The organism is Rubinisphaera italica (assembly GCF_007859715.1).
Taxonomy (GTDB): Bacteria; Planctomycetota; Planctomycetia; order Planctomycetales; family Planctomycetaceae; genus Rubinisphaera; species Rubinisphaera italica.
On sequence record NZ_SJPG01000001.1, the window covers coordinates 399,749 to 422,563 of the forward strand.

Consider the following 22,815-nt stretch of genomic DNA (forward strand, 5'->3'; position numbering starts at 1 on the left):
GGATCATTCAGGATTTTTTGAACAACTCAATCATTGATTTGCTGGATTTTCTATTTAAATTAATAGGTATAGGCTCGCTATCATGCAATTTCATTTGTGGTTACAAGGTTTGGTTTCTAAGCATTTCCTGCGTGGTCATCAATTGAAGTCGAACCGTCGCCAGCAGAGATCTCTGGGATACAGCAATGTCGAAGTCTGTGAACAGCGAATATTGCTGGCGGCTGTTTGGACAGATCAAGGTCCTGCACCAACGCAAAATGGTCAGTTAGAGACCGGCACGCAACCTAATCGACAAATCACCGGAGCAATTCACACTGTCCTTGCTCATCCGACCAATCCGGACATTCTCTATATAGGCTCGGTGAATGGTGGGATTTGGAAAACTACAGACGCCACTTCTGTGAATCCTACCTGGACACCTCAAACCGACTTTCTTGGTTCTCTTTCCATAGGAGCCATGGCTTTTGATCTTTCGGATTCCTCATTCGACACCCTGGTCGCGGGTACTGCACAGTATAGCAGTTTTGCTGGACGTGGCGGGATTAGAGGTCCTGTTTATAAAACAGTCGATGGTGGAGCAACCTGGATAGAACTTCCCAGTGCAGGATTGCTGGCATCCGCTGAAAATATTTCAGGAATTGCTGCACGCGGAAACACCATTGTGGTGACCTCATCTGCTATTGCAGGGGGAATCTTCCGTAGTGAAGATAACGGAGCAACATTCATAGCGATTGATGCTGCAGATTTCAATTCACCCAATGATAACTTCACCGATCTTGTGGTGGATGAAAGTGATCCGACTGGTCAGCGGCTTTACGCAGCTGCCGAGGGGGTCGGAGGTCCCGGTGGTATCTACCGTTCTGATGACTTTGGTTCGACCTGGACCAAGATTACCGGCCAGGCGATCGATGCAGAAATGGATGATTTGCTGGCCGCTTCCAATAATATTGAAATTTCCGTTCACCCAACAACCGGGCGTCTGTATGTCGCCGTCCTGGTCAGTGGACAACCACGGGGTATTTTTCATACGAACACAGGTGACAGTGGAAATCCGACTTGGACTCGCATGGATATTCCTGTCCTCCCATTGGGAAGTGCAACTGCTCTAACTAATGCCAGCAATACATCTCCAATTGTGATCACCTCTGCAGGACATGGACTGAACACAGGAAACTTTGTTGTCGTTAATGGTGTTACGGGAAATACAGCAGCGAATGGATTTTTCAGAGTCAACAGAATAGATGCCAACACATTTTCTCTGGAAACAAGTCAAGGAAATGGAGCGTACACAGGTGGAGGAACCTGGACGCGGGTTACAGGACCTAGCCCAAGAGCTAAAGATATTGATGAAACTGGAGCTCAGGGACGTATTCACTTTTCAATTACAGTGGACCCCACAAACGAAGACATCCTCTATGTTGGTGGGGATCGCCAGGAAATCAACAATATTATTGGTGACGACACATACGGCGGGGCAATTTTCCGTGGCGATGCCAGTATCGCCCGTGACCCGAGTCAGATCCCCTCACCACAGTGGGATCATTTGACGCATGATCAAGTGGAATTTGATCCCAGCGGAGGAACGGCCAATGGGACTGCTCCGCATGCCGATTCGAGAGAAATGACCTTTGATGCGAACGGAAATCTTCTGGAAGTCGATGATGGTGGAATCTTCCGACGTACCAGTCCCCGAGACAATACGGGAGATTGGTTCTCTCTGGCTGGCTCTTTGGGAGTTGCTGAGTTTCATGACATTGCTTATGACAGTCTCACCAAAACAATCATTGCTGGTGCCCAGGATAACGGAACTCAATTTCAGGTGACTGCTGGAGATAAAGTCTGGGACTTCCTTTCTGGAGGTGACGGAGGTGATGTTGCGGTTGATAACGTCACTTTGGCAGGTTCGAACCAGTCCATTCGCTACAGTAGCTTTCAAAACTTAGGTGGGTTTCGCAGAACGACATGGAATGCCGCGAACACTCAGATAGGTGTTGCTTTTCCGGCTTTGACTGTGACAAGTGGTTCAGCATTGATTCCTCAATTCAGTACTCCTGTCGAGTTGAATCGCATTGATCCGAGAAGAATGATCATTCATGGCGCCAATGGTCTTTATGAATCCTTAAACCAGGGAAACACAATTGCTCAGGTCGGAGCAACTGCCTTTGCCGGATTCTTACAAAATGCAGTCGATTACGGCGGGTTTCAGAATGGAGTCGCCAATGCAGATGTTTTCTATGCCGGAGTTAGCGACGACGTAGCAGTCCGTACAACAATGGGAGGGGCAGTTGCATTTCGGGATCCGAACACGAATGACAGTAGCGATATTCTAGATGTCATCATGAATACAGAGGACTGGTCCAATGTCTTCGCGATTGACTCGAATCAGGTCTACCAGTCTGTTGATGCAGGAGTGACCTGGACGGACATCACAGGCAACCTGATGTCCATTGCAGGGAATGCGATTCAGACGATCGAGTACGTCTCGGGTGTTTTGGTTGTTGGCGGAAATCTGGGGGTCTTTTCCTCGATGGTTTCCTCGCTCGGCACCTGGACTGAGGTTGGCGATAATCTTCCCAACGCTCTCGTTTATGAACTCGAATATAATGCGACTGATGACATCCTCGTCGCGGGTACGCTTGGTCGAGGTGCCTGGACACTGGCCAATGCCAGCGTTGAGTTGATGGATGAGACTGATCAACCCGGGATTACGATTGTAGAATCAGGAGATTCCACTGATGTGACTGAAGGCGGAGCCACAGATACTTATACGATTGTTCTGGATTCACAACCGACCGATGATGTCACCATCACCATTGCCGGAGACACCCAACTTAATCTCGCCCCAACGACTCTCGTCTTCACATCTGCGAACTGGGACTTGGCTCAAGAAGTGACGGTCGCAGCTGTTGATGACTATCTCAATGAAGGTGCCCACAATGGCACGATTATGCATACGGTGACCAGTACCGATGCTGACTATGACAGCTTCACTGTAGCGGATATTACAGTCGCCATTACCGACAATGACATTGCTACTCCTGCTACGATTACAGTCACGACGGCAGTGGACGAAGAAGATGGTACGATCGACCCGGCGGTCGGTGCCGGTGTCTCGCTTCGTGAAGCGATTCTGGCAGCGAATTCAAATCCCAATGCGAATACGATCACCTTTGCGCCTGGCTTGAATGGAACACCGATCGTCCTCTCTCTGACTGGTCTCAATGATGATGCTGGACTGACTGGCGATCTGGATATCACTGAAGACATTACGATTACAGGAAATGGTATCGGTCAGACCATTATTGACGCAGATGGTATCGATCGAGTCTTCCATTTGGTCAATGAAGCGACCTTCAATTTGGATGGTGTCACTGTCACTGGGGGTTCAGCTTCGTATGGTGGAGGGATTGCAGTCGACAGCGGCGACATGTTTATCACGGGATCTCAAATTCAAAATAACACTTCAACAGGCAGCGGCGGCGGAGTCTACCTGTTGTTCAATGGAACACTTTCCATTTTGGAATCGACAATTTCAAATAACTCTTCTGCGGGAACTGGTGGGGGTGTTTATACATTCGGACTCTTCAATATAGATCGCTCCACAATTCACAGCAATACTGCTTCACGTGAAGGGGGAGGTGTTTATTCATTCGCGGTTGTTGGAACCAGTGAAATTACTCAAAGTACGATTTCAAATAATTCTTCAAACCTTGACGGAGGTGGATTTTTTACTCAAGGGGCAACAGTCTCCATCCTTAACAGTACGATTACTGGGAACCGAGCGGATGCAGATGCTGGATTCTTTAGTGGTGTCGGAGGAGGAATTGGTACTTTGGGCGGAACGATCGAACTCAATAATTCACTCGTCGCAGGTAACGTTGTAGGTACAGGGAACACCTCTGATGATATCACCTCTTCGGCCATTCAGGCGGTTTCCAGTTTCAACCTTATTGGAGATTCTGGTTCGGCTGGTGGTTTAATGGACGGAGTCAACGGTAACATCGTTGGTGTGAACGGTGTCGGTATTAGAGACATCAATACTATCCTCAACACCAATCTCGTCAACAATGGTGGACCGACACTGACACACTCCTTGCTCGCAGGTTCTGCTGCGATTGATGCAGGCGATCCCGCCTTTGCAACACCTCCTAATACAGATCAGCGAGGAACAGGCTTTAATCGTGTGGTCAATGCTAGAATCGACATTGGTGCTTTGGAAGAGGACGCCCCTCAAACGCCTCCCACCCTAACGCAATTCTTCTTCGGTCAATTTGAACATGTGATAGATGTTGGACAAATGCAGGCGACCGATCCCGATCAACCAGACAATACTCTGGTTTATTCGATCTCAGGAAATGGGGCGGACGACGCACTGTTCAGCATCACCAGCGATGGACTGCTCAGCTTTAATCTCACTCCCGATTTTGAAAATCCAGTCGACTCTGATGGCGACAACGTCTACGAAGTAAGCGTCCAGGTGACCGACAACACATCACTGACGGATACCGAAACTCAATTCATCACCATTAATGATGCTGTCGATAACGTCATTCCCGGTGGTGTGATCGCAATGCTCGAAAATAGCACGATCGAATTTTCCAATGCCAACGGAAACGCAATCGAGCTGGATTCTCCCAGTGACTTTACGGAATACACCGTGAATTTGACGGTTCCACGAGGAATTCTCACGCTAGCGACGACCGCTGGTTTGATATCCTCGTCTGGGAATAATTCCAACATGATTCAAATAATGGGGACAGCTCCAGCGATTAATGCCGCTCTTGATGGCTTAATGTATACTGCCGATGCTCAGCTCGGTCCGATTTCATTGACAATCGATACTTCCACGACTGTATTCAGTCAATTCATTCAGGATATCGACCAGCAACGGATTGAGGTTGTCGATGCATTTGTCGACTCTGGTTTGGATTATACAACATTCAACGGGATGTATAACTTCTCAACTACGAATCGTGGTACCATCTTTGGCGATGAACTTATTGAAATTGACCCTACAGCCGGTTACACGATTTCCGGTAACGCATTTTCCGGTGACGGAATGGGCGGGCTATATAATCCCAATAACCGCCAATACTTCGGCTTTGCCAGTTATGATGCTGACATGAACTTGATTAACACCTGGACGGTACTGCAGTTCGCAGGAAGTAATCAGGCTCGATTAGCAAGGCAGTTAAAAACAGGTGATACAGTTATCTATCTCGACAATGTCTCCGGTTGGAACAACGGGGGCCCAGGCCATGCTCGCACGCTTGCCTGGTACGGATATGCCAACGCTGCTGGAGAAATTTACGATGATTACACCTATACACGAAATGTGATTTTTGATGTCGCTAATGGAGCCTGGGATGCTGGTGCCATCAATTACTCCAATAATTCGATTACTTTACGAACACCTTGGGCAGGTCCAAATCTACAGGCAAACACAGCATTTACAAATAACAGTTCAGGTCCATCATACAATTACAATGTGATCAAAAATGGTCTCGTTTCCAATCAATCGAATTCTTATTCTGGTGAAGTGAGTGGTTTTGGACATCTCGCAAATCAGTTCCGGTATGGAACAGCCTTTATCCGCAGCCTGATCCTCTCAAACTATCAAAACAATGGAGTGAACCGGGTTAACTGGAGCAATGTTCAAATTGATCGTACGATCGAAGAATATCGTTCAGGCGAGTCCATTGAATTGAAAGCGATTCAAGACCCGACGGCAACTTATCAATGGACTCAGACTGGTGGTCCACAGGTTCAAATCAATAATGATAATCAACCCATTGCAAACTTTGTCGCACCATTTACGAACGTCAATGACACGTTAGATTTTGAAGTGACCATACAAAGAGGCGCCGAAATTGTCACACACTCGATAAGCGTTAGAATTTTTGCGGGCACGTTTAATTCAAATGCCATTACTGATTCTGCTCTTGATTATACAACATTTAATGGAGAAGAAGAGTTTTCTGAAACGAATCGTACCACAGTAATTGGTGATGAGTTCGTCGCAGTGAATCTCGATGATGATTACGTCATTTCCGGATCGGCAATCTCAAGTGATCCTGCAAATTCAATCAATCGGCATTATTTTGGATTTGCTAGCTATGATGTTGACCACAGATTTATTGCCCCGTGGCATGTCACTCAATTCGCAGGAAGCTCTCAGACTCGATTGACCCAGGAGCTCAAAAACGGCGATACTGTCATTCATTTGGATAATGTAGCTGGCTGGAATAACGGTGGTCCGGGGCATGCTCGGACTCTCGCCTGGTACAGATATCAAAACGCGTCGGGTAACACTTATGATGACTACACTTATACGAGAAACGTGATCTTCGACGTCGCCAACGGAGCATGGGGGCCAGGACAAGTCGATTATGTGAACAATACGATCACATTAAGAAATGCCTGGACTGGAGGGACTTTGTCTGTAGGAGCAGCAGTTACCAACAACACTTCCGGGGGAACTTACAATTATAATGCTCTGAAATATGAAGCGGTATCGGGACAGTTGACTCAGTATACAGGAACAATTTCAGGAGTAGGCAATCAGCCAAGTCAATTTCGATATGGAACAGCGTTCATCAGAACGCTCATATTGACTAATTATGGTCCAACATCATCTCCTACACCACGTGGGCAAGGTCCTCAAGTTGTCACATGGAGCAACATTCAAGTTGATCGGGTTCCTGAATTTTATCGACCTCTGGAACGTGTCGAGTTGAAAGTGACAAAAATCAATAATGCCATCTATCGCTGGAGACAAATTTCAGGGCCAAATGTCATGCTCGACAATGATGACCAGTTTAAAACCAGCTTCCTGACTCCGAATTCAAATCAGAATGTAACATTTGTCTTCGAGGTCGATATTATTCTCAATGACAGGATTGACACAGAACAATTGGCTGTATCACTTGTCGGATTGAATTGATCATCTCTACCATTGCGACTGATCAAGGTTGCTCTTGTGGGGCTAAATTCTTATGTGAGAAATTATTACTGAGTTTTTAACTGCATTCAAACTTCGATTTAGAAGTTGGCAATGGACGGCTGTTTCGAGACTCGTCAAAAGGAATGGGTAGCCGAATGTCAGGTTTCGATTGAACTGTTTTCCGCGATAACAAATCAATTACAGCAGTATGGAACTGTTTGTCAACCATTACCGTCGGCATGAACAGGTCAGTCACGCGATCCAAATAGTTCAGGGATTATGTTCCGACCTGCGGATTTTCGCCAAAAATTACGGGAAGTGAGTGAGCAATATCTCCTTGCCGTACCAAGCAATACCACCATTCGTGATCGAGATGTTCCACCACCGGAATATTGTGGCAATGGTCGGCCGTCCAAACGAACATCCACTCGGGTTGACCGCTGACTCAAAGAATGCAGTGATGACGATTGTATCAAACTGGAAGTCCGAGATGGTGAGAAAGTGCCGCTGATCGTCGATGCATTAAAGCGTCAGGTGGAAACTGGCAAGCGATGTCGACCAACCGCTGCTGAACAGGTTCTCTTTGTCATTCTCTACAAGGATCGAGACAGCAGAGTTGTGAAAACCGATTACTAATTGAGCAACGCGACTGTGGAAACACCTTTGGAGGAATTTGCTCGGGCCGCCAAAGTCGAACATCGGATTGAAGAATGTTTTCAGAGAGCCAAAGGACAGGTTGGCCTGGCCGACTATGAAGTTCGTAACTGGACCGGCTGGAAACATCATCAAACCTTGTGCCTGCTAGCAGCCCGTTGAAAAACTCTCAGAATCCCACTAACTTTCCATTGGTCTATTTCTCTCTACTTTCTTCTTCGCAGGGCTATTCCGATGAGTCTGGGACGACGGAAATCTCAACGGCAGCAGGAACTGTTTGTTCCTACTCAGGAACTGCCAAGAACTCCTCGGCATGTGTTTTACGAACGCTTGAACCGATTGCTGGCCGAGCATAACTTCGATGCGTTTCTGGAAGAACTCTGCTCGCCCTATTACACCGCTGTCTCAGGACGACCGGGTGTGCCGCCGGGGGTTTACTTTCGGATGCTGCTGATCGGCTATTTTGAAGGGCTCGATTCCCAACGCGGCTGTGCAGATTGTCGTCTGCTCGGGAGACGCCGGCCTGGCGATGTGCCGACAGTTTTTCACTGCGAGAATTCCTCGGGTTCAAAATCACCGAAGCGACACCCGACCATTCTTCGCTGACTCGCATTCGCAAACGGTTGCCGCTCAGTGTGCACAATCAAGTCTTTACGTTTGTGCTCAAAATCGCCAGTGAAGAACTCTCGTTGACGGGCCTGGATATCGGCGTCGACTCCACCATGATCGAAGCTAACGCGGCTATGAAAAGCATTGTCCGCAAACAGACCGGAGAAGACTGGAAAGAATACCTCAAAGGCTTGATGATTGAAGCCGGTGAAATCGAAGAGGATGACGAGCCGAACGATGAAGACCTGCGACGCTTTGATCGTAAACGATCCAAAAACGGCGAGAAGAACGTCTCGAATACCGACTGGGAATCGCCAACAGATCCGGACAGCCGCATCGTCAAAATGAAGGATGGACGCACACATCTGGGCTACAAGATCGAACATGTTGTCGATTTGGAGACCGAACTGATCCTGCATGCCGAAGTGCATCACGGCACCGATCATGACACGCAGACGCTGATCGGCAATGTCGTCTCGGCTCAGGTCAATCTGGACGAGGCCGAAATGGATGCGGAGATTATGAATGTCGTGGCCGACAAGGGGTATTACAAAGCGGAGGTACTGACACAACTGCAGTGGATGGAGTTGACAGCTCACATCCCAGAGAAATCCAACGCGACAAAACTCTCACGGTCAGACCTCCATTACTGGTCGCGGCTCATGAATCGGCTGGAAACCCGCAGCCGTCGCGGCCGGAAGAAACAACGATTGCGCAGCGAGCGAGTGGAACGCAGCTTTGCTCACAGCTGCGAAACCGGCGGCGCGAGACGAAGTCGCTTACGAGGACTCGGAGAGATCCGCAAACGTTACAGCATCCACGCGGCTGCGCGAAACCTGAGTCTGGTCCTTAGAAAACTACTGGGAGCAGGCACCCCACGAGGTTTGATGGGACTCTGGCGGCGTTTTGCGTCGAGATTTCCACTGGAGATGCTTCAGAAACGAATCTCAGCGTGCCGAGAAACCATCAACAGGCTTCAGACCGACCTGAAAACAAATTTCCGGAACCAATTTGGAATCCACAAAAACGCAATCTTGTATCAAGTCAAAACGACCCGTTAAGACAAATTCAACGGGCTGCTAAACAATTGGCAAAAACGTGTCACTATAGAGTGATGGAGAACTATTAACCTTCAGGTACCCTTCTTTACGGGCGACGTTCTGCCCAAAAGAGTAGATCGAGGCGAGGTGAGGTGGTGACGGTTTCAGGGACACTTGAATCTCTTATTCTGTGTCACTTGGAAGGACATCAGAATGACCAAAAAGAAAACATCAACCGTCAAGCGTGGACGTCGTGAGTACACAGATGAGTTCAAAGAAGAAGCCGTGCAAATGTTGCTGGATGGCCATACGGCAGTGTCGGTGGTGAAGCGTCTGGGCATTTCCAACATCAATGTTTTGTATCGCTGGAAGAAGCTTCAACTTGAGCGGAGCGGGCCGGTCGCCAGTTCGCTGGAGGCACGTGTCCAGGAGTTGGAGAGTGAGCTTCGACGTGTCGAACGAGAGCGAGACATCCTAAAAGACGAACAGCAGACACTTATCGCAAGAAGGGTCCGTCGCATCTTTTATGTGGCGAACGAAACTCCGCCAACTCAGTGCCACATTTCCGCCCAAAGCGTTATCTTTTCTGCCCCTTCTTTGCACAGGTGCGTTCTCTGAATAAGGTCATTATGGACTTCAATTCCGCATACTAAGCCTTACGGATGATGCCAGTAGTCATAGTTGCAAGTTTTGTAAAATTGCGGGTATCAAGAATAAACTTAGAATGACTGGTAATAAAGTTACAGTCGTATGCGCTATGGTCAGTTGCAATAAGGACACAATCCTGCTCAGATAGTAATTTCTCTGTTAATTCGCAACTTGACATTTCGGGTAGGTCATGGTGTCTCATTTTCGGAAGATGGGGCACATGAGGGTCATTATAAGAAAGCTCCGCTCCGCGTTTCAGGAGTTCTTCCATCAGAAAGAATGAAGGACTCTCCCGCGGGTCGTCGACATCTTTTTTGTAAGCAACGCCGAGAAGAAGGATTTTGCTGTTCTTGATCGGCTTTCCCTGTTCATTCAGAAACTCAGCCAGCCGCGTAATTACATAATCGGGCATTCGTGAGTTGACTTCTCCTGCCAGTTCAATAAATCGCGTTGTCAGCCCCTGTTTGCGTGCCAGCCAAGTCAAGTAGAATGGATCGATCGGAATGCAGTGACCGCCCAATCCAGGCCCAGGATAAAATGCCTGAAATCCAAACGGTTTGGTTTTAGCGGCATCGATGACCTCCCAGATGTCTATGCCCATGCGGTCAAACAGCATTTTGAGTTCGTTCACTAGAGCGATATTCACAGCCCGGTACGTGTTCTCGAGAATTTTGCAGGCTTCAGCAACTTCACAACTTGAGACAGGGATTACTTTGACGATCGATTGAGAATAGAGCGCCACTGCCAGTTCAAGACTCTGTGGATCGTATCCGCCGACCACTTTAGGAATGCCAGCGGCAGTGAAGTCGGGGTTGCCAGGATCTTCGCGTTCCGGGCTGTAAGCGAGGAAAAAATCCTCACCCACTTTTAAGCCTGAGGTTTCAAGGATTGGAAGCATCACGTCACGGGTCGTTGTTGGATAAGTCGTACTTTCCAGTATGATCAATTGTCCTTTTCTCAATGTTCTGGCAATTGACTCGGTTGTTTTTTCTACATAGGTTAAATCGGGATCACGAGTGTCGTTCAATGGAGTCGGAACGCAAATGAGCAAAACGTCTGCTTCTGCCAGACGAGCCGAATCAGTAGTGGCCTCAAATTTTCCAGAGATTCGCCATTTATCAACTTCTTCATTGCTGATGTGTTTGATATAGCTTTTGCCTGCATTGAGGGTTTCTACTTTTTTGGAATCAACATCAAATCCAATGACCTGAAAGCCTTTATTAAAAAAAGCACTGATTAATGGTAAGCCGACGTAGCCCAGTCCGATGATTCCAATAATGCTATTCTGCGATTCAATTTTGTTTTTGAGATTCTTGAGCATCGTCCCATACCTTGTTGAATTAAATGGAAAACATTACTACGGGACGCGGACCGACGAGGCTCAATTGACCGCGGGTCATATTGATCCATTCCGGCAATTCATCCAGCGAGGCTTTGCCTAAGAAATTGCCGAACTGAGTCAGTCGAAGTTCATCCGGCAAAGGTTTTGCAGAGGCATCGACACTCGAATTCATGTTGCTAAACTTTACCATTTGAAAGCTTTTGCCATCTTTCCCAGTGCGTTATTGCACAATAACAGACGGGAGCTCCGAGATTCAGACTCACGTGTGCATAGAGAATTCCAATGACGGATTTAAGAATTATCTTAGCAGACTAGCGACTACAGGATCTAAGGTTCTTTTGAAGAATACTGAGTACTGGACTTCCCCTGCTTTCACTCCAGAGCATTCTACTCTGAACAGCTCTAACCTTAAACACTCTTAATCCTGCTTTTGCTCATTCCACAAGCGGGAGTACCTTTCTGTTGAAAACAGTTCCGCAGAGAAATGGTCAAGATTGAATTTGGGACGTTAGAAGAAGTATTCAACTAGAATACTCATTCCGCATTCAATGTTCCCTCCCACAGGCAAGCTGGATTTCCGGTTAAGCTATCAGTCGGCTGAAATCGTGTCAATATGGGAGGGATTTCAGCCAGGGCCAGCGCGCACTTGTGAGTCAAGTACGCAGCTTGGGTAGACTTGCGCCATGGTTCTTGAGTTGTCATCCTGTGCGAAATTATTGAATTGCATTCATCGTAGAGGAGCACAGGGATGGCCATCCATAAGTTTGAATTGGATGTCGACGATCTGTTGGAATCGTTTGAAGAACTGGAATATCCTCGCTCGCAGACGAATCGCAAGCATCCGTTGCCGAGTGTCTTGATGATCTCCGTGATGGGTGTTTTGGCGGCAATGGTGGCCCGACCGGAATTGCTGAATGGGCAAACGACAAAGCAGAATGGTTGCATTCCATCCTCGATCTTCCGCACGGGATTCCTCGCAAGGATGTGTTTCGTCGTGTGCTAATCGCTCTGAACCCTGAACCGTTTCAGCGTTGTTTTCATACCTGGATCTCAGGGCTGGCAGAAGCCGCCCGGAAGTCCACTGGAGTGGGTCGTACGATTCTCAGCGTCGATGGAAAAACGGCCCGTCGCAGCCACGATCAGGCCAAAGGATTGAAAGCCTTGCATGCGGTGAGTGTCTGGGCGGGCGACTATGGACTGACGTTGGCTCAAACCGCCTGCACGGAGAAATCGAATGAGACTACGGCGATTCCCGAAGCATTGAAGCTCGTCAATTGCAAAGGAGCCATTATCACCATTGACGCGATGGGATGCCAAAAGGCGATTGCAAGTCAGATCGTTGAGCAAGGGGGCGACTACGTGCTGGCACTCAATGGGAATCACGAGAAGCTTCACCATGCGGTCAAAGAATATGTCGATGCTCAGCTCGACGACGACTTCAAAAGTATTCCTGCTCGCCGACACATGACCGAGGAAACGGGATATGGTCCAGAGGAGCGCCGCATTTACGTACAGATGCCGCTGCCGAAGGAGATCGTCAGTCCACATGAGTGGACTGGTTTAAAGACGATTGGCGTGGCCATGTTGACGACAGTCAAGAACGGGAAGACAACATCGGATGTTCGCTATTTCATCAGCAGCCTAACAATGGGTGTGAAAGAATTTGCCCGGTCAGTCCGTGGTCACTGGGCGATTGAAAACAGTTGCCATTGGATTCTTGATATGGTATTTCGCGAAGATGAGTCCCGTATCCGACAGGAGTGGATTCGAGAGAGTTTTGCGTGGCTCAATAAATTCACACTCTCATTGCTCAAGCAGCACCCCACGAAACAAAGCATCGCAATGAAGCGACGGCGTTGTGCGTGGAACGAGGAATTTTTATGGGAAGTGCTGACAAATTCAATCGCTTAAAGTACGCGCTGGCCCTGGGTGATCGGTCAATTCGACAGGTTGGAAGCATTCGCTAAACAATTGGCAAAAACGTGTCATCATAAGGTGATGGAGATCTATTAATCCTCAGGCATCCTTCATTATTGGCAACGTTCTGCCCAGAACTGTCGATTGGCGAGCGGGATGTCGATTATAGTGAGCCATCATGCGGCTGTCCGGCTGGTTTCACACAAGCGGGCCAGCAGGAGATTGAGTATTCGTAGTGTTTTACGACTCGCTTTCTCAAGTAGTTGCTTGAATCCTTTTCGAGCCAGTTGCCGCCGCAGCTTTTGCGTCTGCAGAGACTCCGTTCTGCAGAGCCGCCGTACCGGTCTCCTTCGCTCTTTATAAGTCCGCATGATCTGGGCTAACTCTATTTGCGTCATGCCACGCTATCCAACGAACCCAGTTCAATGACGAACATACAGTCATTGAGTACCGACATTTTTATTCATCCTGATAACCTGTGGCGACGGGCAGGAGTGAACAAAGCAGATTCACTTTTTTGAGACTCTAGGCTCCTGTTGAAATCATTTCCGTAAAAGCTAAACAATCGGCAAAAACGTGTCATCATAGAATGATGGAGATCCATTACTCTTCAGTCACAGTCTTTTCTCGCTGTCAGTTGGAATTCATGAACTGATTTTCCGATCTCAGTAAACCGATTTACGATCGCTGCTTGCCGAATCTGCTGTTTGGCTTCTCCATACGGAAAATCCTGCTTTCATTGTCTCCGATGCTTTCATTCGTCCTGAATGCATTTACCCAATCCCCCTCTATTGAACAGAAAGGTTTTATGATCGCGTTCAACGACTCAGCTGATTCCTCTCCTTCTGGCCACTTACGCTTCCCTTCCGGCCAGATCGTCATCACCCCCAATGCTCTTTCACAGCTTTCTCCCTCTGAAGTTCTCAACGCTCTCAAGCGTCACCTTACTGGAGACTGGGGCGACTGCTGTCCTGAAGATCGGCAGGCTAACGACATGGCTCTGGAATCGGGTGGCAGTCTCTTCTCGGTGTATCACACTGAAGATCAGCACAAATTCTGGATCATCACGGAAGCGGATTACACGCTCACGACCGTGTTGCTGCCGGAGGATTATTGAGCCGGTTTGCTGAAGCTCGTTCTCGTTTGGTCTATACTTGACCAGCTCACGACTGCCCCCTGTGGAGCAGTCTGCTCCCTGACTCCCGTTTTACGGGAGTTTTTTTATGCACTTTTCTAATTAAGGAACCCACATGTCTTCTCACAATCACTACTGCTCAGAAACCGAATGTCCGCTGCGACAACGCGATCTCGATCGAGCCGTCGCCCGGGCGACTGGTGAATCGGTTCACACGATCCACTCGCGTGGATTTGTGCCGTTGTATCCCGATGTCATCGATGACGATATTCCTATCCTCGACTGGGATGAACTCGATCGTCAACAAGGCGTCGGTGTCCATCGGTTGCGACACCCCATGCCGGAGGATTGCTGGATGTCACCAGAATCTCTCATGTCTCAAACCCGACAAGGAGGAGCATGTCCGCTCGGCACAAGTTGAATGCCGCCTACCTGCATGGTTCGCTGGTCATCGCCGGCATCATCGGAGCTGCATCCCAGTCCTATCTTGTCTTCGGGATCACCTTTGCCGTGCTCCTAATCGGCAACATCCAGTGCGGCGACATTCGCCTGAATCGTCATCAATCTCTTCGAACTCGACGCAAATGACAAACCCTTTCCATCACACGACTTCCACACAAGGAGCCCATTTTGAAGATTCTTTATATCAATAACGACGGCGGCGGTTTCGCGGATTACGTTTCCATCGAACCCGAGACCACCATCTCCCAGTTCGTCAACCAACGCCTCAAGCACGGCCTCGCAGCCGACTACCTCATTCGCGTCAACCGCCAACTGGTCAGCTCAGACTACCTCCTCCAAGAAGGCGACCGCGTCTCCCTCACCCCCACAAAAATCGAAGGGGCACTCGAGGAGTGCTTGGGGCAGTCGCATGGGCGTCGGGAGACTGAGGAAGATTTGTTTGCTCCTGCAGGGCGTTGATGGACTATTGGGGGAGTGAGTGCTCTCTGAGGTTTTGTGGGCTGGGTGGTCAGATTCTGAATCTGGCTGCCTGGCCCTTTTTCTTTCACAAACACTTTTTGAGAAAGGCTTCCTATGAATGATTTTCAGCGACTTGCGTTGCGAGCTGCGATTTCTATTCGGGAGGCAATGCTCGTCGATCCGCCAAATCAGGAGATCGATCTTCCTGATAAAGACTGGAATCGGCTCCAGCGATTGCTGCGGCAAAAACAACTGGCTCAAGACCACGAGTGGCGAATGGCCGTGCAAATCATTAACAAGCGGCTGATCTCCACAATGGAGCGTTTGGCCACAGACTTCCGGCAATGGACGCGCGATCTCGAACAATCGTCAACACCACGAGTTGTAACTCCGGACCTGAGATTGATCTATGAAGAGCTGATCGCTCTCCCCAGTGAGTTCACGGAAGTCATTATCGATTTGCGTCACGGCATCCTGCGTGTCGTGACGGACGAAATCACTCTCGAAGGAATCGCGCTTGGTCGCTTCGATATTGTTTACAACTGGACAAATGATGGACCTGGTCCCAGTTATGACATCCACGCTCTCGATCCGGCTCCCTCGAATGCCAATTCCGATTTCGTGCATCCGCATATTTCCGATGGCATCCTCTGTGAAGGTGAAGCGAAGCCGGGTATCGAAGCGGCACTGGCTCAAGGACGTTACTGCGATTTCTTTCTGATCGTTGCCAACACGCTTAATACCTACAACGACGATTCGGCCTACGTCACGCTCAAAGAATGGTACGGCACCCCCTGTCTGGATTGTGGGACCAGTTGCGGCGATGACGACCTCACCCTCTGCAGTGGGTGTGAAGATCCCTTCTGCCATCAATGCTGTGATTCCTGTCGGAATTGTCACGACTCGCTCTGCGGTTCCTGCCTGCAATCCTGCGAGGAGTGCTCAACACCCCATTGCCGTGATTGCCTCAATACGTGTAGCGAATGCAATCACGACTTCTGCAGCCACTGCTTGACCGATGGCTATTGCGAAGCCTGTTACGAAACCCTTTCTGAAACTGATCCTGAACTCGAAGAAGAGGACAACCATTATGAAACGACGCACCCTCAACAAATCCCCCCTCCCGCGACGCCTGCAACGACGACCTCGCCGTAAACGCTTTCATCGACCGGCCTTGAAGTTCAGCCCAACGGCTTGGGCCAAGTTGATTTATCTGCGCGATGCCGGCCCGACTGAAGTGGGGGGCTTCGGAATCTCCTCTGCAGACGATCTGCTGTATGTCGAAGAGCTGGTGCTGCTGCCGCAAATCTGCACAGCCGTGACCGTCAGCTTTGCGGAGGACGCGATTGCCGATTACTTCGATCAGCAAATTGACCGCGGCCTGAAACCCGAGCAGTTTGCTCGGATCTGGATCCACACGCATCCGGGGGAGTCTCCGGAACCGAGCCCTACGGATCTGGACACGATGGAAACCAGTTTCGGGGAGTGTGACTGGGTAGTGATGTTCATCCTGGCCAGAGAAGGCAAACGCTACGCCGAGCTCCGCTGGAACCGCATGCAGGATGCTCGAATGCGGATCAAAACCTCGATCGACTACCAGCAGCCGTTTGCTGGGACCGACTATGCGGCCTGGCAGGAGGAGTACGACGAGAATGTGGTCGACCAATCCCAGAACTGGAAGAGCCTGATGGAACCGGAAGAACTCTGGGAGTATGGCGACCTGTTTGACAATCCCCACTCAATTCTGGAGTTCAATGCATGAATATTGAAAATCGTTTTACCCGACAAGCCGACCTCGTGCCCCGAGAGCGGATCCAAGAGTTGCAGGCAACCGTGATCGGAGTCGGAGCGATCGGACGTCAGGTCGCCCTGCAACTGGCCGCTCTGGGAGTTCCGCGATTGCAGTTGATCGATTTTGATGAAGTCGAGCCGACGAACATCACGACGCAGGGTTACGACCGTCAGGATCTGGGACAACTTAAAGTCGAGGCCACGGCCCGACGCATCCAGCAACTCGATCCTACAATCGCAGTGACGACAATCGCCGACCGCTTCCGCTTCCGCATGCAGATCGGAACGGTCGTCTTCTGCTGCGTCGACCGGATCAGCACCCGGGAATCAATCTGGCGATCCCTTCAGGACCGCTGCGAATTCTGGAGCGACGGCCGCATGCTGGGAGAATCGATGCGAATCCTGACAGCCACGGATCCCACTTCCCGACAGCACTATAGCACCACTCTGTTCCGGCAGTCCGAAGCCCAGTCAGGCCAGTGCACCGCCCGCAGCACCATCTACACGGCCAACATCGCCGCCGGTCTGATGCTGCACCAGTTCACTCGCTGGTTACGTAGCATGCCAAACGATGCCGACCTTAGTCTGAATCTGCTGGCGAATGAATTGCATATATTTTATGCCTCATTTTCAAAGTGATAATAGATTTGTTTGTGGCGTTTTTGTGGCGTTGTAACGGAAATATTAGAACTTTTCGAGTCTTAGGTGAAATATTGAAAGTATCGAATTACTCTATAAATAAAGGCTTTTTCTGCAATATATAGTGATTTGAATAATTGCATTCAGGGAATCCCTGCCTCTCCGCATCATTCAAGACGCTCATTGCAAGTCTTTATTTTATAATGACTTGCAATGAGCGTCTTTTTTGTCCCACTCAATGGGACGTTTGGGCCAATTGGCTGATTAGCCGCTGTCTGAATTACTCCGTGCTGCTGAGTCGCTTGGGTTCCTCCAAGTCAAAAGGTAATCGGCATGAAACCATTTCATGTCAGGTTGATTTCTGGGATGGTCTCATCCATTGTTGGGGGATGGCTGTTCAGGAGCGGTGTCGAAGTTCAGTCGCTGCATATGACGGTGCCATCATCGGCTCGCAAGTGCCGGTAGAGCTTGGACATCTCTGAATCCTTTTGTCCGCCCCCTCTCCTTATATGATTGCAAACCATTGGTTTGACGGAAAACAGTCTTCTCTCATCGAAGGCATGCAGGCTTTGATGGAGCCTGCCCAGGAGAGTCATTTCACGAACATGAAGCATCATATGTTTGCAAGTTTCGCAGCGGGACACGGTCGAATCGAGAACCACTTCTGTCATGTGGTCGAGATCCCGAAAGATCATCCTCAGCGTGAAAAGTGGCGTGATTTAAAAACACTGGCGATCATCATTTCTGCACGAACGATCAAGGGAAAGGAGAGTTGGGAGTCCCGATTACTTGTGAGCTCTCATCCCGTGCGAGCAAAGTATAAGCGAATGAACTGTGCTCTCAATCCAAATTACTTACTGAAAGTCTTCGCAGTCCCGATGAAAATCGGTGCGTAAGCCCTGGCCTCGAAGGTAACCATAAATTACCGGTATGATAAATTTATTGAAGAGGATTTATCGTTGTATAATAGAGACGATCAAGTTTGAAATACTCCTCTTTGGCTGCAAAGAAGCCTGCCGTCCGGAAGTGGATTGCGTTTCCGTTTCGCAAGCGGCGTATTTTTTCAGCGGTTCCCAATTGTTGGAAACCTGATTCCCCAGCTTTTCGGAAATAGATGCGATACTCACCACCTGTCTCGCCCTCGTCAGGATTCCCTTTTTCTTTGTCGAATTCGAGGACCAGGGTGAGTGGCTTTTCCAGTTTTGCAGGCCACAGTTGAGAGCTGACAATTTCGGAGCTTCCGTCGCCAAATCCTATTCCACTGATGCTGACAGTCTCCTCAGCTGTTCGCTCAATGACGACACCGGCAGAGTGCAGATCTTTTTCAGGTTGAGAGCTGAAACCGAAGCGAACCATTTCGTTAGGTGTTGCACCTCGGAAATTCCAGCCTGCAATTTCTATGACTAGCCAGCCACGGGGTACTTTGGGATTCCCTTCGCGATCCGCCTTGGTACGGATATTGGGAATCAGCTCCACATATCGAGTGACAGGTGTTGTTGAATTGCGATTGATTTGAAAAGAGCCTTCATTTACATTCGAATCGGTCATCCCTCCGTCCCATTTTGCATCTCCGGCTGAATTCACGGTGTCTGCTAACCGCGTCCCCTCTTTCTCTTCAAACTTAAAGTCTACTGCAGTTGGGGACGGATCGTTGTTTTTTAATGAAACTGGTACAGAGAATTGGGATGTCTTTTGAGCGAGAGTGGTGAGTACAGAAAATGCTTTATCTACGGCTTGCTGATGTACTTGCTCATATTCTTCGGGCTTGAGTTGCTGAGGGCTGCTTTTATGTAATCGAGCCTGTGTCTGATGAAAGATTTCCTGTTCAACTGAGAACAACTTCGGTATCAGTTTTGATAGATGGGTTGTTATAAGATGCTTATCATCAGCTTCGTAACAGGCAGATCGGATGCGGATGGATAAGTCACAAAGTGAGCTTGATCCATCTCCATTTAACTCTTTTGCGACCTTGTGCTGAGAAGCCCAGCAGGGAATGGCGATAGTGAATAATGGTTCGCCCAATAATGCCCACATTGTCGTCAACTCCGGTGCTTCTTCGGGTAGAACTCCCTGGAAGACAACAGAGGAAACAGTCATGGATCGATTCAGAGTGGAACTGGTGCGAACCGATTCCTTGCTTAGCGGATTATTCCCTTCAACTCTTTCCCCGAAACAACAGGATGGACAATCGGCTACATCGCGTGCAATTCGCTGTAGCAAGTACTCTGCGTTCAGGCCAGAGTCGTTCAGCTGACTTTGGCACAGATCAAAGGCACGTTGGTAGCGAATTCCCGAGTAAATCGTTTCCAAATTCTGTTTGGTTTCCGGGAGCGACTCTCGACTGGTTTCGCTGAAATTCGCCCGCACGATAAAGCCTTGGGGAGCATCATGGGGATTGTTCGCGTCAAACATGCGATAAGATGAAGGTCCTGCTTCAAAAATCGCGGCTCCACCTTTTGCATCAATCACTCCGAAGTTGGCTCGTGTTTTGCGGCCGGTTTTATCTGTCTGTTCAAGATACTCTTTAACCTGATTCACAGTTGAGAAATTTTGCAGGACATACTTGATAAACTCGCCGTTCGTCGGCCCATTGGTCGCCTTGCCTACCAAATCTCGACTCACAGAATTTTCAATACACAATCCGGCAGTGTTGGTTCCCATATAAATACGTTCGCTGGCCTCGGCATTCGTTATCCCTACGAAGGTATACTTTCCAGATGAGTCATGAACAACCTCATTTTGATTTTGCCATGTGTCTCTGTTTTTCCAGAGCAGGGGCCGACCATCAATTGTTGCTCGACCAGAGATAACAACAGTCGTGCATGCCTGAGAAGTGCAGGTAGAAAGCATGAGTATCAGTGCTAAAAGAAATGGATTAATAGCTGTGTAAGAGATTCTGAAGTTCATGACTTTGATGTTCCGTAAATAATTAAGCTGGACTTTGGATGCCCAATAAAAAGTTATGCAATTTGTTCAGTAAGACGAGTTCCGCAACCAAATTCCTTTGAAGGTGAAAAATGACCTTCCTTTAGCTCCACTCCAGTCGCGGGGTTCTCTGCTAACAACACATCGCCATCGAGATCTGCGTAATCGAGCAAAGGCAATAACTGTGCAGCTGCGGAAATGGCTACGTTGGATTCAATCATGCAGCCTGCCATTGTGAGTAAACTTAACTCTTTGGCTTTTTTTAACATGCGAAATGCTGGAGTCAGTCCACCGCATTTGCAGAGTTTGATATTGATGCCATGAAAGTGTCTGGAACAATGCACGACATCTTCTTCAAGAACGCAACTTTCATCTGCAATGATAGGTAAGGCTGATTCGCGAAAAACTGTTTCATGATCCTTGACTGGCGAATGAGCGGGAAGTGGTTGCTCAATAAATTCCACTCCCAATTCGTTGAATCGCTCGGACATTTGAATTGTCTGAGAAACCGTCCACGCGCAGTTGGCATCGACTCGGAATACTGCATTCGTGTGATCCCGTAGGACTTTAACGATCTCAAGATCGTTGCCCGTACCCAGTTTGATTTTGATCACTGGCCAGTTCTGATAAAGAGAGAGTTGTTCAATCATTTGAGGAATGGAACTGATGGAAAGAGTGACGCTCGATGCAGGAATATTCTGCCAGGCCAACCCGTGCTGCTCGTAAACTGAACGTTGTGCAATTTTTCCCGCAAGATCATGGGTAGCTTGATCGAGCGCAGACAGAGCGAATGTATCGCCCTTTGAGTGGTGGGATAATTCCTGCCAAAGCTCTTCGGGAGATTCCAGATGGCATGATTCCAGGAATGGCCGTACTTTTTCAAGAGAAGTTACGATTGATTCTTGAGAATGCTGGTAATAGGCATGTTGAGTCGCTTCTCCATATCCAATGTGACCAGCCTGATGCAATTCGACAATCACTGTTTTTTGAACAGAGAAGGATCCTCTTGAAATCGTAAATGGGATTTTAAGTGGGAGATCTAAAATGTGAATCAATAACTTCATTAAACGGCTTCTTTTTGAAATTCCAGAATCGCATCAGCAAGGACGGCAGCTCCATCGCGAAAAACATCGCAGACTGGCAAACCCAGCTCTGCGGAAACTTTCTGCTTTTCTAACTCACCTTCTTCAGGTGTTAGTCTTCTCCCATTCATGGCAATTCCGATAATTTTAGAGGGATGCCGGGCGGATGCGATTGTTTCATACAGACTGACAAATTGTTTCAGTGAGGGGATGGGGACGTGGTCCAGGTTTTTTACTGTTTCTCGGCCAGCTTCGTAACATAAAATCAAACCATGAGGGGCTGATCCATGCAGCAAACCAAGAGTCACTCCAGAATAAGCTGGATGAGTGATACAACCCTGTCCTTCAATCAGGACGATTTCATGGTGTTGATGGTCGAGTACGAGTTGCTCTGCAGATCCATTGAGGAAGTCAGAAACGGTACAGTCGATCGGGATGCCGTTTCCGGCAATCATGATGCCTGTCTGACCTGTTGCCAGAAACCTGGCATCGATACCGCGTCGGATTAATTCAAGCTCGATTTCTTTGGAGGCGATCATCTTGCCGACTGAGCAGTCATGACCGACGGTATGAATTCGCAGACACTGAGGATTGAAGGTCGCATGTCGAGCGACTTCACGGCAGTTGTTTTTCCGCACATCGATAATCGTAGAGCCTGATTCTTCTGCAAGCTGTTTCAGCTCAACATCTTCACTGAGAAAATCGTGTAATCCGGAAACGACATCGATTCCAGCTTCAATTGCTTCACGAATCGCAGCCTGCATTGCCGCGGGGAGTCGGCCTCCACTGGGGGAAATTCCGACAAAGAGGGCATCGACATCATCGAGTTCCTTCATAGAAGAAACGATTGGAATGCCATCTCCCTGGCCGATTAAATCTTTAACCTGACGTCCAACCTGGGTGGAATCGAGTACGGCTACGACATCGGCAGTCCTGTAGCGAAGGAGTGCGATTGCCGTTTTCGCATATTGATAGTTCGTGTGTGCTTCCGTCAAAATGACGATCCGGTGATAGCCGTTAATTCGCGAGATCAGTTGCGATTGCTCCGGATTGCTGATTGGTGGATCTGCAACGCTTATTTGTTGAGCTGGCATTATCATACCTTTGAATACAAGATGGATGAAAAAAGTTGGCAGAGATTGCGAGAAAGAAAATAAGCGGCGTATTGG

The 22,815-nt window shown here is 48.6% G+C and carries 21 protein-coding genes and 1 pseudogene; 16 read left to right on the top strand and 6 right to left on the bottom strand.

The window, feature by feature from the left end; genetic code table 11:
• Positions 1 to 82: 82 nt before the first annotated feature.
• The 6 genes from Pan54_RS01575 to Pan54_RS26020 all read left to right on the top strand — a co-directional run bounded on the left by Pan54_RS01575 (position 83) and on the right by Pan54_RS26020 (position 9,864).
• Positions 83 to 6,943: a choice-of-anchor Q domain-containing protein gene (locus tag Pan54_RS01575; protein WP_146501817.1), complete on the top strand. Its 6,861-nt coding sequence runs from the start codon at positions 83 to 85 to the stop codon at positions 6,941 to 6,943.
• 501 nt (positions 6,944 to 7,444) lie between these two features.
• Complete coding sequence (locus Pan54_RS26520; protein ID WP_261343165.1) at positions 7,445 to 7,579, top strand: hypothetical protein; 135 nt, start codon at positions 7,445 to 7,447, stop codon at positions 7,577 to 7,579.
• Positions 7,580 to 7,759: a hypothetical protein gene (locus Pan54_RS01580; RefSeq protein ID WP_146501819.1), complete on the top strand. Its 180-nt coding sequence runs from the start codon at positions 7,580 to 7,582 to the stop codon at positions 7,757 to 7,759.
• Between the two features lie 72 nt (positions 7,760 to 7,831).
• The gene (locus tag Pan54_RS01585; protein WP_146501821.1) at positions 7,832 to 8,203 is read left to right on the top strand and encodes a transposase; all 372 of its coding nucleotides are present in this window, start codon (positions 7,832 to 7,834) and stop codon (positions 8,201 to 8,203) included.
• A complete protein-coding gene (locus Pan54_RS01590; RefSeq protein ID WP_165441526.1) occupies positions 8,095 to 9,267 on the top strand; it encodes a transposase in 1,173 nt (390 codons plus the stop codon). The genes Pan54_RS01585 and Pan54_RS01590 overlap by 109 nt, the downstream gene beginning before the upstream one ends.
• A 192-nt stretch (positions 9,268 to 9,459) precedes the next feature.
• A complete protein-coding gene (locus tag Pan54_RS26020; RefSeq protein ID WP_207310017.1) occupies positions 9,460 to 9,864 on the top strand; it encodes a transposase in 405 nt (134 codons plus the stop codon).
• 31 nt (positions 9,865 to 9,895) lie between these two features.
• Here Pan54_RS26020 and Pan54_RS01600 read toward each other — a convergent pair whose 3' ends face one another.
• Together Pan54_RS01600 and Pan54_RS01605 are read right to left on the bottom strand one after the other, a co-directional pair.
• Positions 9,896 to 11,215, bottom strand: coding sequence for a nucleotide sugar dehydrogenase (locus Pan54_RS01600; RefSeq protein ID WP_146501825.1), 1,320 nt, complete (start codon positions 11,213 to 11,215; stop codon positions 9,896 to 9,898).
• Positions 11,216 to 11,234: 19 nt separating this feature from the next.
• Positions 11,235 to 11,444, bottom strand: a pseudogene (locus tag Pan54_RS01605) (sugar transferase); the annotation flags it as partial.
• A gap of 540 nt (positions 11,445 to 11,984) precedes the next feature.
• Between Pan54_RS01605 and Pan54_RS26190 the strand changes: the two are divergent.
• Both Pan54_RS26190 and Pan54_RS01610 read left to right on the top strand, forming a co-directional pair.
• The gene (locus Pan54_RS26190) at positions 11,985 to 12,239 is read left to right on the top strand and encodes a transposase family protein (RefSeq protein WP_242631190.1); all 255 of its coding nucleotides are present in this window, start codon (positions 11,985 to 11,987) and stop codon (positions 12,237 to 12,239) included.
• A complete protein-coding gene (locus Pan54_RS01610; protein ID WP_242631191.1) occupies positions 12,176 to 13,147 on the top strand; it encodes an ISAs1 family transposase in 972 nt (323 codons plus the stop codon). The genes Pan54_RS26190 and Pan54_RS01610 overlap by 64 nt, the downstream gene beginning before the upstream one ends.
• A gap of 182 nt (positions 13,148 to 13,329) precedes the next feature.
• Here Pan54_RS01610 and Pan54_RS01615 read toward each other — a convergent pair whose 3' ends face one another.
• On the bottom strand, positions 13,330 to 13,551 hold the full coding sequence (locus Pan54_RS01615) for a hypothetical protein (RefSeq protein ID WP_146501831.1): 222 nt from the start codon (positions 13,549 to 13,551) through the stop codon (positions 13,330 to 13,332).
• 410 nt (positions 13,552 to 13,961) lie between these two features.
• On the opposite strand from Pan54_RS01615, the gene Pan54_RS01620 reads away from it, so the two are divergent.
• The 8 genes from Pan54_RS01620 (at position 13,962) to Pan54_RS01655 (ending at position 18,535) form a co-directional block, all read left to right on the top strand.
• Positions 13,962 to 14,270 carry a hypothetical protein gene (locus Pan54_RS01620; protein ID WP_146501832.1) on the top strand — a complete coding sequence of 103 codons (309 nt, stop codon included), beginning with the start codon at positions 13,962 to 13,964 and terminating at the stop codon, positions 14,268 to 14,270.
• A 133-nt stretch (positions 14,271 to 14,403) separates the two neighbouring features.
• Positions 14,404 to 14,709 carry a hypothetical protein gene (locus Pan54_RS01625; protein ID WP_146501834.1) on the top strand — a complete coding sequence of 102 codons (306 nt, stop codon included), beginning with the start codon at positions 14,404 to 14,406 and terminating at the stop codon, positions 14,707 to 14,709.
• Positions 14,688 to 14,876 carry a hypothetical protein gene (locus Pan54_RS01630; protein ID WP_146501836.1) on the top strand — a complete coding sequence of 63 codons (189 nt, stop codon included), beginning with the start codon at positions 14,688 to 14,690 and terminating at the stop codon, positions 14,874 to 14,876. Before Pan54_RS01625 ends, Pan54_RS01630 begins: the two co-directional genes overlap by 22 nt.
• 42 nt (positions 14,877 to 14,918) lie before the next feature.
• Positions 14,919 to 15,209: a molybdopterin converting factor gene (locus Pan54_RS01635; RefSeq protein WP_207310018.1), complete on the top strand. Its 291-nt coding sequence runs from the start codon at positions 14,919 to 14,921 to the stop codon at positions 15,207 to 15,209.
• Between the two features lie 114 nt (positions 15,210 to 15,323).
• Positions 15,324 to 16,364, top strand: coding sequence for a hypothetical protein (locus Pan54_RS01640; RefSeq protein ID WP_146501838.1), 1,041 nt, complete (start codon positions 15,324 to 15,326; stop codon positions 16,362 to 16,364).
• On the top strand, positions 16,300 to 16,971 hold the full coding sequence (locus Pan54_RS01645) for a hypothetical protein (protein WP_146501839.1): 672 nt from the start codon (positions 16,300 to 16,302) through the stop codon (positions 16,969 to 16,971). Before Pan54_RS01640 ends, Pan54_RS01645 begins: the two co-directional genes overlap by 65 nt.
• Complete coding sequence (locus Pan54_RS01650; protein WP_146501840.1) at positions 16,968 to 17,639, top strand: ThiF family adenylyltransferase; 672 nt, start codon at positions 16,968 to 16,970, stop codon at positions 17,637 to 17,639. Before Pan54_RS01645 ends, Pan54_RS01650 begins: the two co-directional genes overlap by 4 nt.
• A 488-nt stretch (positions 17,640 to 18,127) precedes the next feature.
• Positions 18,128 to 18,535, top strand: a complete 408-nt coding sequence (locus Pan54_RS01655) for a hypothetical protein (RefSeq protein ID WP_146501841.1) — start codon at positions 18,128 to 18,130, stop codon at positions 18,533 to 18,535.
• Positions 18,536 to 18,578: 43 nt separating this feature from the next.
• Here Pan54_RS01655 and Pan54_RS01660 read toward each other — a convergent pair whose 3' ends face one another.
• The 3 genes from Pan54_RS01660 to Pan54_RS01670 all read right to left on the bottom strand — a co-directional run bounded on the left by Pan54_RS01660 (position 18,579) and on the right by Pan54_RS01670 (position 22,740).
• Positions 18,579 to 20,489, bottom strand: a complete 1,911-nt coding sequence (locus Pan54_RS01660) for a hypothetical protein (RefSeq protein ID WP_146501842.1) — start codon at positions 20,487 to 20,489, stop codon at positions 18,579 to 18,581.
• A gap of 110 nt (positions 20,490 to 20,599) precedes the next feature.
• Positions 20,600 to 21,628, bottom strand: a complete 1,029-nt coding sequence (locus tag Pan54_RS01665) for a dipeptide epimerase (protein ID WP_146501843.1) — start codon at positions 21,626 to 21,628, stop codon at positions 20,600 to 20,602.
• Positions 21,628 to 22,740 carry a DUF1611 domain-containing protein gene (locus tag Pan54_RS01670; RefSeq protein WP_146501845.1) on the bottom strand — a complete coding sequence of 371 codons (1,113 nt, stop codon included), beginning with the start codon at positions 22,738 to 22,740 and terminating at the stop codon, positions 21,628 to 21,630. The genes Pan54_RS01665 and Pan54_RS01670 overlap by 1 nt, the downstream gene beginning before the upstream one ends.
• Positions 22,741 to 22,815: the final 75 nt, after the last annotated feature.

What these genes read in the sequence shown, in the direction of transcription:
- Pan54_RS01575 (WP_146501817.1), top strand. Translation starts at nt 83, where the DNA reads ATGCAATTTCATTTGTGGTTACAAGGTTTGGTTTCTAAGCATTTCCTG.
- Pan54_RS01585 (WP_146501821.1), top strand. Translation starts at nt 7,832, where the DNA reads ATGAGTCTGGGACGACGGAAATCTCAACGGCAGCAGGAACTGTTTGTT.
- Pan54_RS26020 (WP_207310017.1), top strand. Translation starts at nt 9,460, where the DNA reads ATGACCAAAAAGAAAACATCAACCGTCAAGCGTGGACGTCGTGAGTAC.
- Pan54_RS01600 (WP_146501825.1), bottom strand. Translation starts at nt 11,215, where the DNA reads ATGCTCAAGAATCTCAAAAACAAAATTGAATCGCAGAATAGCATTATT.
- Pan54_RS26190 (WP_242631190.1), top strand. Translation starts at nt 11,985, where the DNA reads ATGGCCATCCATAAGTTTGAATTGGATGTCGACGATCTGTTGGAATCG.
- Pan54_RS01615 (WP_146501831.1), bottom strand. Translation starts at nt 13,551, where the DNA reads ATGACGCAAATAGAGTTAGCCCAGATCATGCGGACTTATAAAGAGCGA.
- Pan54_RS01620 (WP_146501832.1), top strand. Translation starts at nt 13,962, where the DNA reads ATGATCGCGTTCAACGACTCAGCTGATTCCTCTCCTTCTGGCCACTTA.
- Pan54_RS01625 (WP_146501834.1), top strand. Translation starts at nt 14,404, where the DNA reads ATGTCTTCTCACAATCACTACTGCTCAGAAACCGAATGTCCGCTGCGA.
- Pan54_RS01630 (WP_146501836.1), top strand. Translation starts at nt 14,688, where the DNA reads ATGTCCGCTCGGCACAAGTTGAATGCCGCCTACCTGCATGGTTCGCTG.
- Pan54_RS01640 (WP_146501838.1), top strand. Translation starts at nt 15,324, where the DNA reads ATGAATGATTTTCAGCGACTTGCGTTGCGAGCTGCGATTTCTATTCGG.
- Pan54_RS01645 (WP_146501839.1), top strand. Translation starts at nt 16,300, where the DNA reads ATGAAACGACGCACCCTCAACAAATCCCCCCTCCCGCGACGCCTGCAA.
- Pan54_RS01650 (WP_146501840.1), top strand. Translation starts at nt 16,968, where the DNA reads ATGAATATTGAAAATCGTTTTACCCGACAAGCCGACCTCGTGCCCCGA.
- Pan54_RS01660 (WP_146501842.1), bottom strand. Translation starts at nt 20,489, where the DNA reads ATGCTTTCTACCTGCACTTCTCAGGCATGCACGACTGTTGTTATCTCT.
- Pan54_RS01665 (WP_146501843.1), bottom strand. Translation starts at nt 21,628, where the DNA reads ATGAAGTTATTGATTCACATTTTAGATCTCCCACTTAAAATCCCATTT.
- Pan54_RS01670 (WP_146501845.1), bottom strand. Translation starts at nt 22,740, where the DNA reads ATGCCAGCTCAACAAATAAGCGTTGCAGATCCACCAATCAGCAATCCG.